Genomic DNA, 12,559 nt, shown 5'->3' with positions numbered 1-12,559 from the left:
TTACCTGACCTGGGATTTGTGATCATCGAGGCCCCGTCCGGGGGCCGGTGCGGGCCCTCTTAGACTCAGCCGCATGCATAGCGAACCAGCGGTCCAGGTCACCGGGCTGGTGAAGAGGTACGGCCCCAAGACGGCCGTGGACGGGCTCGACCTGACCATCGCCCGGGGCAGCGTGACCGCCGTCCTGGGGCCGAACGGCGCGGGCAAGACCACCACCATCGAGACCTGCGAGGGATACCGCCGTCCGGACGCCGGGACCGTCCGGGTCCTGGGCCTCGACCCGGTCACCGAGGCGGCCGCGCTGCGGCCCCGGATCGGCGTGATGCTGCAGTCCGGCGGCGTGTACGCCGGGGCCCGCGCGGTCGAGATGCTGCGGCACACCGCGAAGCTGCACGCCCACCCGCTGGACGTGGACGCGCTGGTCGAGCGGCTGGGCCTCGGCTCCTGCGGCCGCACCACCTACCGCCGGCTCTCCGGCGGGCAGCAGCAGCGGCTGGCGCTGGCGATGGCCGTGGTCGGCCGCCCCGAGCTGGTCTTCCTGGACGAGCCCACCGCCGGGCTGGACCCGCAGGCCCGCCGGGCCACCTGGGAGCTGGTCCGCGACCTGCGCCGGGACGGCGTGACGGTGGTGCTGACCACCCATCACCTGGACGAGGCCGAGGAGCTGGCCGACCGGGTGGCGATCGTGGACGCCGGCAGGGTGATCGCCGACGGCACCGTGGAGGAGCTCTGCCGCGGCGGCTCCGAGTCCGCCCTGCACTTCGAGGCCCCGGCCGGCCTGGACCTCGGCGGCCTGCGCAAGGCCCTGCCGGACGGCGCCCACGCCACCGAGACCTCCCCCGGCAGCTACCGGGTGGAGGCCACCCTCGATCCGGCGCTGCCCGCCACCGTGACCGCCTGGTGCGCCTCGGTGGGCGTGCTGCCCGAGAAGCTGACGGTGCGTCGGCGCAGCCTCGAAGACGTCTTCCTCGAACTGACCGGACGGGAACTGCGATGACCACCTACGAGCCGATGCCGGGTGCCGCCCCGGTCGGGCGGATGCTGCTGGCGCAGACCGCGTTCGAGACCAAGATGCTGCTGCGCAACGGCGAGCAGCTGCTGCTCACCGTGGTCATCCCGACGGTGCTGCTGGTGCTGTTCTCGGCCGTGGACGTGGTGGACGTGGAGGGCCCGGGCAAGCGGGTCGACTTCCTGGCCCCCGGGCTGCTGGCGCTCGCCGTGATGTCCACCGCCTTCACCGGCCAGGCCATCGCCACCGGCTTCGAGCGGCGCTACGGCGTGCTCAAGCGGCTGGGCGCCAGCCCGCTGCCGCGCTGGGCGCTGATGACCGCGAAGACCGGCTGCGTGCTGGTGACCGAGGTGCTCCAGGTGGCCCTGCTCTCGGTGATCGCCCTGGCGCTGGGCTGGTCCCCGCAGGGGAGCCCGCTCGCGGTGGCCGCCCTGCTGCTGCTCGGCACCGCCGCCTTCTCCGGCCTCGGCCTGCTGATGGCCGGGACGCTGCGCGCGGAGGCCACCCTGGCGGCGGCCAACCTGGTGTTCGTCCTGCTGCTGCTGGCCGGCGGCGTGGTGGTGCCGCTGTCCAAGTTCCCCGAGGCCGTCCGGCCGGTGCTGGAGCTGCTGCCGATCAGCGCGCTCTCCGACGGGCTGCGCGGGGTGCTCCAGCACGGCGCCGGGATGCCCTGGGCGGACCTGGGCATCCTCGGCGCCTGGGCGGTACTGGGGCTGGGCCTGGCGGCCCGCTTCTTCCGCTGGGAGTAGCCCTCAGCGCGAGCGGCGGCGTCCGACCAGGACCAGGGCGCCGCCGACCAGCAGCACGCCCGCGCCGGCCAGGGCGATCGGGACGGCGCTTCCGCCGCCACCGGTCTCGGCCAGCTGCGGGGCGCTCGGCTTGGGGCTCGGCTTCTTCGACGGCGTCGCGCTGGGCGTCGGGGTCGGGGTCGGGGTGGCGCTCGGGGTCGGCGTGGGCGTCGGGGTGGGCTTCGGGCAGGGGGCGCTGGTCGCCGTCTTGGTGATCGGGGACTTGGGCTCCTGATCGGTGGTCACCGTGAGGGTGACGGTGAGGTCCTCGGTGTGCGCGGCCACCGGGAACTCCTTGGTGAACGCGGTGGAGAACTTCTCCTCCGTGAGCACCGCCTTGCCGCCGATCTCCAGCGAGACCCGGTTGGTGAACTGCTCGCCGTAGCCGGACAGCCGGACGCTGACCTTGTCGCAGCCGACCGTCCACTCGACGCCGTGCTGCGGCGAGACGGCCGCTGCGCCGCCCGCCAGCAGTACAGGGGCCAGGATCCCCGTCGCCAGTACCGCGCCGAACACCCCACGCTGCCGTGCCATCCGCTGCTCCCTCCCGAACGACCTTGCCCGGCAAGGGTCTTGACTCCCCCGCGCGGACCTTCGAGCGGACTCTACCGGCGGACGGCCGCGGCACCGGCGGGCTTGGCGAAAAAAGTACGCACCCGCCGTTCGATTCCGAACGGCGGGTGCGTGCCCTGCTGACGGCCGGTCAGGCGCGGCGGCCCTTGCGGCGGCGGGTCGCCACCACGACGGCCGCGCCGGCGCCGACGATCACCACGCCGCCGATGGTCAGCGGCAGCAGGCCGCTGGCGCCGGTGAAGGCCAGGCCGCCCCCGGGCGAGGAGGGGGAGGCGCTCGGTGCGGTGCCGCCGGGGGTGGTGGCGGAGCCGGACGGGGTGCCGCTGCCGCCGGCCGAGGGGGTGCCGGAACCGCTGGGCTGCGGGGAGGAGCCGGTGCCCGGGGTGCTCGGCGACGGGCTGGCCGACGGCGAGACCGAGGTGCTCGCGGACGGCGAGGGGCCGGTGCCCGGGGTGCTCGGCGACGGGCTGGCCGACGGGGTCACCGGCAGGCAGCCGGTGAAGGGGTAGTGGTGGGTCTCCGCGCCGCCGGTGCCGACCAGCGACTTGGCGATGACGGAGCCGTTGACCGGGCCGCCCTTGCCGAGGTCGAAGTGGGCGTTGGGGGCGAGCACGCTGCCCGGCCAGGCGTTGCCGCTGTTCTTGACGACCTGGGTGGCGGTCGGGAAGTTCCAGAGCAGCTTCTCGCGGACGGCGCCGCCCGCGACGCTCTGCAGCTTGTCGTCCAGCACGCCGTTGAGCAGGAACCCGGTGGTGCCGGCCTTGGCCTGGTCGTAGGAGCCGCCGGTCACCGTGACGACGGTGACGGCGCCGGCCGGGACGGTCAGGTGGACCTCCTTGGCCTTCTCCAACTGCTCGGCGGGGACGACGAAGTGGTTGAGCTTCTGGTCGGTGCCGGTGAGGCGCAGCGCGTTGCCGTCGGTGACGGCCTTGCCGTTGGCGGGCGCGGCGGCCAGCTGGGTGGAGGCGGCCCGCAGCTTGGCGAACTCGGCGGCGAAGTCGATCGGGGACGGGCCCTTGGCGATCTTGCCCTGGTGCGCCTCCAGCTTGCCCGTCAGGGTGCCGCCGTAGACGCCGTTGCCCTTCATGACCTGGACGTTGCCGGAGACGTTGCCGGCCACCACGAAGGCGTTCTTCCCGGGCAGCCGGTCGATCTGGGCGGCGGTCAGCTCGTTGCCGACGGTGAAGGTGCCGCTGAAGTTGCCGCCGACGGCGACCGCGCCCTCGGCGTCGGGGCTGTGCGAGTCGTCGCCCTCGATGAACTCGCCGTAGAGGTTGGCCACGCCGAGGCCGGCGCACTGGTCCCCGTTCGGGACCGCGGAGGCCGTCGGGACGGTGAGGGGGGCGAGGGCGAGCGAGCTGCCGAGGAGGAGTGCGGCGGCGGGCACGGATATGCGCATGTGCAGGATCTCCGCTGTGGGTGCGGCCATGACGGAACACGGGTCAAGGCGCACTCTTTCCAGCCAACCCCCGACTGGTCAAGACCAATGTCGCGAATGCCCGAGACTGCCCCTGAATGCCCTGCAGTTCGGGAGAGTTGACGCTTTATGAGGATGAAACGGGCACTCCCCCGATCTGACGGTGGCCCGCCAGCCTTGGGGTGTACGTAATCTCGATCCGGTCACAAGGAAGGCGCAGAACCCCTCAGATCGGACATTGACGGTCAATCAGCCGACGGGGCTGCACTAGCGTCAGCCACGGTGACCACCTCTCCCCTCCTCGGCGCCCTCCCCCAGGCGCCCGTGCCGGCCACCATCCGGGTCGACGGGGCGGTCGCACCGGCCACCACCCCGGCCCGCTGAACCTCCCCGCCCGCGGCACCGCCTCCCCCCGCACCGCCCGCTCCGTCCTCACCGCGCAGGAACCGCCCATGTCCAGCCACCCGCAGCACATCGAAACCGTCCAGCTGCGCGTCCTACCGCAGCCCCGCATCCCCGAGGAGTGGCAGCTCCCCGAGCCTGCCGCCGCCGGGCCCGAGGCCGAGCCCGAGCCCGCCCCGGTGAAGCGCGGCGGCGGCCGCGACCGCTACCTCGACCTGCTCCGCGCCCTCGCGCTGGGCCGCGTGGTGCTCTACCACAACTTCAGCTGGTCCTGGCTGCCGCTGGTCTTCCCGTCCATGGGCGTGATGTTCGCGCTGGCCGGCTCCCTGATGGCCCGTTCGCTGGCCAAGCCCGCGCTCGGCGTGATCCGCGGCCGCCTGCGCCGCCTGCTGCCGCCGCTCTGGCTGTTCGGCGCGGTGATCACCACCCTGTGGATCCTGGACGGCTGGGGCCCGAACTCCGAGGGCCACCCCGGCTGGTGGTGGGGCAAGATGGCGCTCTGGCTCGTGCCGCTCTCCACCCCGCCCTACCCCGTCGGTGACCTGCCCGGCTTCGGCGGGCTGATGGAGCACAGCTGGGGCGAGCAGGTCGGCGTCCCGCTCTGGTACCTGCGGGCCTACCTCTGGTACGTGCTGCTCTCCCCGCTGATGCTGCGCTGCCTGCGCCGCTTCCCGGTGGTCACCGTGCTGACCCCGCTGGCACTGGCGATGGCCAGCGGCTACCTCCCCGAGGACGGCCGGATCTGGGAGACCCTCAGCGACTTCCTGGTCTTCGGCTCCTGCTGGATCCTCGGCATGGCCCACAACGAGGGCCTGCTCAAGAAGCTCCCGCAGTACGTCGCCCCGTCCGTCGCCCCGCTGGTGATGCTGGCCGGCTTCTGGTGGTACACCAGCCGCCCGGTGATCGACCCGACCGAGGTCACCGACCTGGAGAGCGTCCCGGTCGGCCAGGCGATCTGGTCCTTCGGCTTCGTCCTGCTGCTGCTCCACCTCAGCCCGTCGTGGAAGGAGTGGCCGCCGAGGCTGGAGCGCTGGAACGGTCTGATCAGCCTGCTCAACGCCCGCGCCGTCAGCGTCTACCTCTGGCACACCCTGGCGCTGGAGCTCTCCGTGCCGATCATCGACCTGTGCTGGCGCAGCGACTTCCTCTCGGAGAACTTCGGCTGGCTGCTGCGCACCATGTACCCGCAGTTGCTGGTCGGCGTCCCGTTGATCGGCCTGTTCGTCCTCTGCTTCGGCTGGATCGAGGACCTGGCCGCCAAGCGCAGACCCCGGCTGTTCCCCTGGCCCCGCCGGATCAAGGGGAAGAGACGCGCCTGACGACGGGCGGCGCCCTGGTGCATTGATCACGAATAAGGCGAATTACAGTGTCAGGCGTGCGTACCCCCTCCTCCTTGCTCGCCGAGCGCTGGCACCCGACCGCCGAGACCGTCCGCCGGGCCGCGCTGGCCGCGCTGGTGATGAGCGTGGTCATCGTGGTGACCGGCGGCGCCGTCCGGCTCACCGCCTCCGGGCTGGGCTGCTCGACCTGGCCGCGCTGCACCGCCGAGAGCCTGACCCCGACCGCCGAGATGGGCGTGCACGGGGTCATCGAGTTCACCAACCGGATGCTCACCTACGTGCTCTGCGCGGCGGTCGCCTGGGTCACCCTGGCGGGGCGGTGCACCGAGCCCTGGCGGCGGAGCGTCAGCCGGCTGGGCTGGGCCCAGTTCTGGCTGGTGATGAGCAACGCCGTGCTCGGCGGCATCACCGTGCTGACCGGCCTCAACCCCTACATCGTCGGCGCCCACCTGATCGCCGCGATGGGCCTGGTCTGGGTCGCGGTGCTGACCTGGGAGCGGGCCAAGGAGGGTGACGGGGAGCCCGAGCCGCTGGTGCCCCGCCCCGTCCGGCAGCTGGCCGACGTGCTGGTGGTGGCGATGGGCCTGCTGGTGGTGGCCGGAACCCTGGTCACCGGCGCGGGCCACCACCCCGGCGCCTCCAGCTCAGACGGCAAGCCGGTCGCCCGGATCCCGGTGGACTACGACCGGCTCGCCCAGCTGCACACCGACTTCGTCTTCCTGGCCCTCGGCCTGACCGTCGCGGTGATCTTCACGCTGGCCGCCGTCAAGGCCCCGAAGGCCGCCCGCCGCCGGGCCGTCGAGCTGCTGGTGCTGCTGCTCGCCCAGGGCCTGATCGGGTTCGTCCAGTACTTCACCGACGCCCCGGAGATCCTGGTCGGCCTGCACATGCTCGGCGCCGCCCTGGTCTGGATCGCCGCCCTGCGGGTGCCGCTCTCGCTGCGCCACCGCCCGGTGGTGGCCGCGCCCGTGCCGGTGCCCGCCCAGGCCCTGCAGGACGCCTGACGGTACGACGGAGGCCCGGACCCACCCCGGGTCCGGGCCTCCGTCGTACGGTCCGTCAGCCGCCCAGCTGGAGGCCCGCCATGCGCTTCCACTCGTAGCCGCTGGTGCGCACCTTGAGGGCCAGCTCGCCCTCGAAGTCCTCGTGCAGCTTCACGCCGGCCAGCTCGGCGGCGCGCAGGCCGACGGCCTGGCTGGGCGCGACCTGGTCGCCCCAGGAGCCGTCCGCGCCGACCAGCACGATCCGGGTGGCGATGCCGCTGACGTGCTCGACCACGCCCTCGACGGAGCCGCCGTGCTGCTTGGCGAAGCTCTGGATGTTCTTGGCGATGCGCTTGGCACGGCGCTCGGCGCGGGCGTCCGGCGCGGCGGTGGTGGCGGTCTCTGCGCTGCTCATGGACCGCATGCTACCGACGGGTAGTCGGTCTGGCGACGGGATCGGCGTGTGCGGCCGAACACATCGGCGGAGTGCATAGGCTGGCCGGGTGACCTTCCAAGGCTGGCCCGCCGAGGCCTTCGAGTTCTTCGAGCAGCTGGAGACCGACAACTCCAAGCCGTTCTGGCAGGCCCACAAGGCCCGCTACGAGCAGGACGTCCGCGCGCCGATGCTCGCCCTGCTGGACGCGCTGGAGCCCGAGTTCGGGCCCGGCAAGGTGTTCCGGCCGTTCCGGGACGTGCGCTTCAGCAAGGACAAGACCCCGTACAAGACCCACATCGGGGCCTGGCTGGACAGCGGGGGCTACATCCAGCTCTCCGCCGACCACCTGGCCTGCGGCAACGGCATGTACCGACTGGCCACCGACCAACTCGCCCGCTACCGGGCGGCGGTGGCCGAGGACGTGACCGGCGCCGAGCTGGAGCGGGTGATCGCGGCGGTCGAGGCCGGGGGCCTCGCGGTGCACGGGCAGGAGCCGCTGAGGACCACCCCGCGCGGCTTCACCAAGGACCACCCGCGGATCGGGCTGCTGCGCAACAAGGGCCTGGTCGCCTGGCAGGAGTGGGAGCCCGCCGCCTGGATGGGCACCCCGGAGGCGGCGGAGACGATCGCCGGGTTCATCCGCGACTCCCAGCCCCTGATGGCCTGGCTCGACGACCACGTCGGCCCCAGCGAGCTCCCCGCCCGCTGACCCGCCTCCGGCGGGGGTCCCCTGAGGGCGAGTCAGGCACGAAGCCCGCCCGGGGGGCCTCCGCCGTGACGTCACGTCAGCCGATGAACGGGCCCGCCGCGACGACCCGCGACCCACCCCACCCCCGAAAACGCCGAAAGCCCCCCGCAGGGGGCCTCCGCCGTGACGTCACGTCAGCCGATGAACGGGTCCACCGCGATGACCACGAACAGCAGGGTCAGGTAGGTGATCGACCAGTGGAACAGCCGCATCTCCTTCAGCTTCGCCCCGACCACCCCGGCCTTGGCCCGGGCGTGCAGCCCGTGCGCCTCCTTCAGCCAGAAGGCACCGAGCACCGCCGCCGAGACGGGGTACAGCCAGCTGGTGTGCGCCAGCGGCCAGAGCAGCATCGACACGGCGACCATCACCCAGGAGTAGGCGACGATCTGACGGGCCACCGCGAGGTTGCCCTTGAGCACCGGCAGCATCGGCACGCCGGCCTTGGCGTAGTCCTCCCGGACCTTCATCGACAGCGGCCAGTAGTGCGGCGGCGTCCAGAAGAAGATGACCAGGAAGAGCACCAGCGCCGACCAGGACAGCGAGTTGGTCACCGCCGCCCAGCCGACGAAGACCGGCATGCAGCCGGCGATGCCGCCCCAGACGATGTTCTGCGCGGTGCGCCGCTTCAGGCCCAGCGTGTAGACGAAGACGTAGAAGAGGAGCGCGGCCAGCGCCAGCCCGGAGGCCAGCGGGTTGACCAGCAGCCAGAGCCAGGCCGTCGACAGGACGGCCAGCGAGATGCCGAAGACCAGCGCCTCGCGCGGCGAGACCATGCCGGTCACCAGCGGGCGGCGCTCGGTCCGGGACATCACGGCGTCGATGTCGCGGTCGATGTACATGTTGAGCGCGTTGGCGCCGCCGGCGGAGAGGTACCCGCCGACCACCACCCAGACGACCAGCAGTGGGTCGGGCACTCCGCGCTGGGCCAGGAACATCACCGGCACGGTGGTGATCAGCAGCAGTTCGATGATCCGGGGCTTCGTCAGCGCGACGAACGCCCCGACGCGGGCCCCGAACGGCCTGCGGGCAGGGGAAGTCCCCAGCACCCCGGCAGGACGGGATTCAACGGCGGTCACGGACACCCCAACTCACGGTGAATCTTCACAGGCGTCCCCGGAACCAGAACGTGCCGAATCCGTCCGCACTGCGCGTACCACGCCACCTTAGACGCTCCATATACCGGGACCGGCGCCGGGGTCCTCCGGCGAGGCGGAACCGCACACCGCCGGGTGAATCGTGGCAAAGCGGCCGCGTCCCCCGTCCTGCTCACCTGACGGGCCGTCGGACGGGTTCCGCGTGAGGCTGGGAGGTGAGCAGGTGACACGGTCCACCGGAATCCCGGGAGGTACGTCCGGGATGTCCTGCCACGCAGGGTGAAGGCCCGCCCGGGCGGTAGGCTCGCACAGAGAAGCGGGATCAACCCTCCGTGACCGGAACCAACGAGACGTCAGGTCCACAGTGCCGTGGCCGGCCCGGTCCATCACGGGGTCACTCTTCATATGGAAGGAGCCCTGAGAAAGGGTGAGCACCACGCCGAACGCATTCGAGTGGACCGAGCTGGACCAGCGGACCGTCGACACCGCCCGTGTCCTGGCCATGGACGCCGTCCAGAAGGTCGGCAACGGACACCCGGGGACGGCCATGTCGCTGGCCCCCGCCGCGTACGTGATCTTCCAGCGCTTCCTGCGCCACGACCCGACCGACCCCGCGTGGGCCGGCCGTGACCGCTTCGTCCTCTCCCCCGGCCACACCTCGCTGACGCTCTACACCCAGCTCTACCTGTCGGGTTACGGGCTCTCGCTGGACGACCTGAAGGCCTTCCGCGTCGCGGGCAGCCGCACCCCGGGCCACCCGGAGCACGGCCACACCGCCGGGGTCGAGACCACCACCGGCCCGCTGGGCCAGGGCATCGCCAACGCGGTGGGCATGGCGATGGCCGCCCGCTACGAGCGCGGCCTGTTCGACCCGGAGGCGGCCGCCGGCACCTCCCCGTTCGACCACACCGTCTGGGCCATCGTCAGCGACGGCGACCTGGAGGAGGGCATCTCGGCCGAGGCGTCCTCGCTGGCCGGCCACCAGAAGCTGGGCAACCTGGTCGCGCTGTACGACGACAACCACATCTCGATCGAGGGCGACACCGAGACCGCCTTCTCCGAGGACGTGCTCGCCCGCTACGAGGCGTACGGCTGGCACGTGCAGCGGATCACCCAGAAGGCCGACGGCGACGTGGACGTCCACGCGCTGGCCGCCGCGCTGGCCGCCGCGAAGGCCGAGACCGCCCGCCCGTCGATCATCGCGATGCGCACCATCATCGCCTGGCCGGCCCCGGACGCCCAGAACACCGCCAAGGCGCACGGCTCCGCGCTCGGCGACGCCGAGATCGCCGCCACCAAGAAGGTGCTGGGCTTCGACCCGACCAAGACCTTCGAGGTCTCGGAGGCGGTCATCGACCACGCCCGCGAGGTCGTCCAGCGCGGCAAGGCCGGCCGGGCCGAGTGGGAGAAGGGCTTCCACGCCTGGCGCGAGGCCAACCCGGAGCGGGCCGCCGAGTTCGACCGGATCTCCGCCGGCGAGCTGCCGGACGGCTGGGAGAAGGCCGTCCCGGTCTTCGAGTCCGGCAAGGAGGTCGCCACCCGCAAGGCCTCCGGCGACACCCTGAAGGCGCTCGGCGCGGTCATCCCCGAGCTCTGGGGCGGTTCGGCCGACCTGGCCGAGTCCAACCTGACCACGATCGACGAGCACAGCTCCTTCCTGCCGGAGGGGAACCCGCTCAAGTCGGCCTCCCCGTACGGCCGGACGATCCACTTCGGCATCCGCGAGCACGCCATGGGCTCGACCATGAACGGCATCGCGCTGCACGGGAGGACCCGCGTCTTCGGCGGCACCTTCCTGGTCTTCGCCGACTACATGCGCCCGGCGGTCCGCCTCGCCGCGCTGATGAAGCTGCCGGTCACCTACGTCTGGACGCACGACTCGATCGGCCTCGGCGAGGACGGCCCGACCCACCAGCCGGTGGAGCACCTGGCCTCCCTGCGCGCGATCCCGGGCCTGGCCATGGTCCGCCCGGCCGACGCCAACGAGACCGCCGTCGCCTGGCGCACCGTGCTGGAGCGCCAGACCAGCCACCCCGGCCCGGTCGGCCTGGCGCTGACCCGCCAGAACGTGCCCACCTGGGACCGCGAGGTCTTCGGCTCCGCCGAGGGCACCGCCAAGGGCGGCTACGTGCTGGCCGAGGCGTCCGACGCCGCGCCCAAGGTGATCCTGATCGGCACCGGCTCCGAGGTGCAGCTGGCCGTCCAGGCCCGCGAGGAGCTGGAGGCCGACGGCATCCCGACCCGGGTCGTCTCGATGCCCTCGATCGAGTGGTTCAACGAGCAGGACCAGGCCTACCGGGACAGCGTGCTGCCCCCGAACGTGAAGGCCCGGGTCTCGGTCGAGGCGGGCATCGCCCAGGGCTGGCGCGAGCTGGTCGGCGACGCCGGCCGGATCGTCAGCCTGGAGCACTTCGGCGCCTCCGCCGACTACAAGGTCCTCTTCCGCGAGTTCGGCCTGACCGCCGACGCCGTGGCCAACGCCGCCCGCGCCTCGCTGCGCACCGTCGAGGCCGTCTCGCGCTAGTCGCACCCGGGGTGGGTGCCCTCCGCGGGCACCCACCCCTCCCTGACTTCTCATCAGAACAAAAGAGGAATGAGCACCATGACTGACGCACTGAAGCGCCTCAGCGACGAGGGCGTGGCGATCTGGCTGGACGACCTCAGCCGTGACCGGCTGAACTCCGGGAACCTGGCCGAGCTGGTGCAGAGCAAGCACGTGGTCGGCGTCACCACCAACCCGACCATCTTCCAGAAGGCCATCGGCGGCGGCAGCGACGCCTACGCCGGCCAGCTGCGCGACCTGGCGGTCCGCAAGGTCACCACCGACGAGGCGATCCGCATGATCACCACCTCGGACGTGCGCGACGCGGCCGACGTGCTGCGCCCGGTCTACGACGCCAGCAACGGCCGCGACGGCCGGGTCTCCATCGAGGTCGACCCGCGGCTGGCGCACGAGACCGCCGCGACGGTGGCCGAGGCCAAGCAGCTGTGGTGGCTGGTCGACCGCCCCAACGTGCTGATCAAGATCCCCGCCACCAAGGCCGGCCTGCCCGCCATCACCGAGGTCCTCGGCAAGGGCATCAGCGTGAACGTCACGCTGATCTTCTCGCTCGAGCGCTACCGCGCCGTGATGGACGCCTACCTGGCGGGTCTGGAGAAGGCCAAGGCCACCGGCCTGGACCTGTCCCAGATCGAGTCCGTCGCCTCCTTCTTCGTGTCCCGCGTGGACACCGAGATCGACAAGCGCCTGGACAAGATCGGCGGCGAGGCCAAGGACCTGCGCTCCAAGGCCGCGCTGGCCAACGCCCGCCTCGCCTACCAGGCGTACGAGGAGGTCTTCGGCAGCGAGCGCTGGAAGGCGCTGGAGGCGGCCGGTGCCAAGCCGCAGCGTCCGCTCTGGGCCTCCACCGGCGTCAAGGACCCGAACCTCCCGGACACCCTGTACGTCACCGAACTGGTGGCGCCGGGCACCGTCAACACCATGCCCGAGGCCACCCTGGACGCCACCGGCGACCACGGCGTGGTCACCGGCGACACCATCACCCCCAACTACGCCGACGCCAAGGCCGTGATGGACGCCATCGCCGCCGCCGGCGTGGACTACGACGACGTGGTCCAGGTGTTGGAGGACGAGGGCGTGCAGAAGTTCGAGCAGTCCTGGACCGAGCTGCTGGACACCGTCACCGCCTCGCTGGCGTCCTTCGCCGACGAGCACTGACACCCGCTCACACCGACGTTCACGAAGCGGAGTTCACCACCAGTGAGCACT

At 72.1% G+C, this 12,559-nt stretch carries 11 protein-coding genes; 7 read left to right on the top strand and 4 right to left on the bottom strand.

Annotated elements, in window-relative coordinates; genetic code table 11:
* Positions 1-73 precede the first annotated feature (73 nt).
* Positions 74-997, top strand: coding sequence for an ABC transporter ATP-binding protein (locus tag ACWCYY_RS17190; RefSeq protein ID WP_345280654.1), 924 nt, complete (start codon positions 74-76; stop codon positions 995-997).
* Positions 994-1,758, top strand: a complete 765-nt coding sequence (locus tag ACWCYY_RS17185) for an ABC transporter permease (protein WP_449796488.1) — start codon at positions 994-996, stop codon at positions 1,756-1,758. The genes ACWCYY_RS17190 and ACWCYY_RS17185 overlap by 4 nt, the downstream gene beginning before the upstream one ends.
* Positions 1,759-1,761: 3 nt before the next feature.
* Here ACWCYY_RS17185 and ACWCYY_RS17180 read toward each other — a convergent pair whose 3' ends face one another.
* Positions 1,762-2,331 (bottom strand): LPXTG cell wall anchor domain-containing protein, encoded by a 570-nt coding sequence (locus ACWCYY_RS17180; RefSeq protein WP_345280650.1) that lies wholly within the window; start codon positions 2,329-2,331, stop codon positions 1,762-1,764.
* Between the two features lie 169 nt (positions 2,332-2,500).
* Positions 2,501-3,769 carry a choice-of-anchor A family protein gene (locus ACWCYY_RS17175; RefSeq protein ID WP_449796487.1) on the bottom strand — a complete coding sequence of 423 codons (1,269 nt, stop codon included), beginning with the start codon at positions 3,767-3,769 and terminating at the stop codon, positions 2,501-2,503.
* A gap of 470 nt (positions 3,770-4,239) precedes the next feature.
* On the opposite strand from ACWCYY_RS17175, the gene ACWCYY_RS17170 reads away from it, so the two are divergent.
* Positions 4,240-5,508: an acyltransferase family protein gene (locus ACWCYY_RS17170; protein WP_449796486.1), complete on the top strand. Its 1,269-nt coding sequence runs from the start codon at positions 4,240-4,242 to the stop codon at positions 5,506-5,508.
* Between the two features lie 56 nt (positions 5,509-5,564).
* On the top strand, positions 5,565-6,533 hold the full coding sequence (locus ACWCYY_RS17165) for a COX15/CtaA family protein (protein ID WP_345280644.1): 969 nt from the start codon (positions 5,565-5,567) through the stop codon (positions 6,531-6,533).
* A 55-nt stretch (positions 6,534-6,588) separates the two neighbouring features.
* On the opposite strand, the gene ACWCYY_RS17160 is transcribed toward ACWCYY_RS17165, so the two are convergent.
* Complete coding sequence (locus ACWCYY_RS17160) at positions 6,589-6,927, bottom strand: hypothetical protein (RefSeq protein WP_345280642.1); 339 nt, start codon at positions 6,925-6,927, stop codon at positions 6,589-6,591.
* An 88-nt stretch (positions 6,928-7,015) separates the two neighbouring features.
* On the opposite strand from ACWCYY_RS17160, the gene ACWCYY_RS17155 reads away from it, so the two are divergent.
* Positions 7,016-7,657: a DUF2461 domain-containing protein gene (locus ACWCYY_RS17155; protein WP_449796485.1), complete on the top strand. Its 642-nt coding sequence runs from the start codon at positions 7,016-7,018 to the stop codon at positions 7,655-7,657.
* Positions 7,658-7,830: 173 nt separating this feature from the next.
* Here the strand turns inward: ACWCYY_RS17155 and ACWCYY_RS17150 are convergent, their stop codons facing one another.
* On the bottom strand, positions 7,831-8,772 hold the full coding sequence (locus tag ACWCYY_RS17150) for a heme o synthase (RefSeq protein WP_345280638.1): 942 nt from the start codon (positions 8,770-8,772) through the stop codon (positions 7,831-7,833).
* Positions 8,773-9,217: 445 nt separating this feature from the next.
* On the opposite strand from ACWCYY_RS17150, the gene tkt reads away from it, so the two are divergent.
* Both tkt and tal read left to right on the top strand, forming a co-directional pair.
* Positions 9,218-11,314 carry a transketolase gene (gene tkt / locus ACWCYY_RS17145; RefSeq protein WP_345280636.1) on the top strand — a complete coding sequence of 699 codons (2,097 nt, stop codon included), beginning with the start codon at positions 9,218-9,220 and terminating at the stop codon, positions 11,312-11,314.
* A 78-nt stretch (positions 11,315-11,392) separates the two neighbouring features.
* The gene (tal, locus tag ACWCYY_RS17140; RefSeq protein ID WP_345280634.1) at positions 11,393-12,508 is read left to right on the top strand and encodes a transaldolase; all 1,116 of its coding nucleotides are present in this window, start codon (positions 11,393-11,395) and stop codon (positions 12,506-12,508) included.
* Positions 12,509-12,559: the final 51 nt, after the last annotated feature.

It is taken from the genome of Kitasatospora sp. NPDC001664 (assembly GCF_053596675.1).
Note: the sequence above shows the minus strand (reverse complement) of the source record. Positions and strands in the feature narration are given on the sequence as shown.

Bases quoted from the DNA above. Each gene is read 5' to 3' on its own strand.
- ACWCYY_RS17190 (WP_345280654.1), top strand. From the start codon at position 74: ATGCATAGCGAACCAGCGGTCCAGGTCACCGGGCTGGTGAAGAGGTAC.
- ACWCYY_RS17185 (WP_449796488.1), top strand. From the start codon at position 994: ATGACCACCTACGAGCCGATGCCGGGTGCCGCCCCGGTCGGGCGGATG.
- ACWCYY_RS17180 (WP_345280650.1), bottom strand. From the start codon at position 2,331: ATGGCACGGCAGCGTGGGGTGTTCGGCGCGGTACTGGCGACGGGGATC.
- ACWCYY_RS17175 (WP_449796487.1), bottom strand. From the start codon at position 3,769: ATGCGCATATCCGTGCCCGCCGCCGCACTCCTCCTCGGCAGCTCGCTC.
- ACWCYY_RS17170 (WP_449796486.1), top strand. From the start codon at position 4,240: ATGTCCAGCCACCCGCAGCACATCGAAACCGTCCAGCTGCGCGTCCTA.
- ACWCYY_RS17160 (WP_345280642.1), bottom strand. From the start codon at position 6,927: ATGAGCAGCGCAGAGACCGCCACCACCGCCGCGCCGGACGCCCGCGCC.
- tal (WP_345280634.1), top strand. From the start codon at position 11,393: ATGACTGACGCACTGAAGCGCCTCAGCGACGAGGGCGTGGCGATCTGG.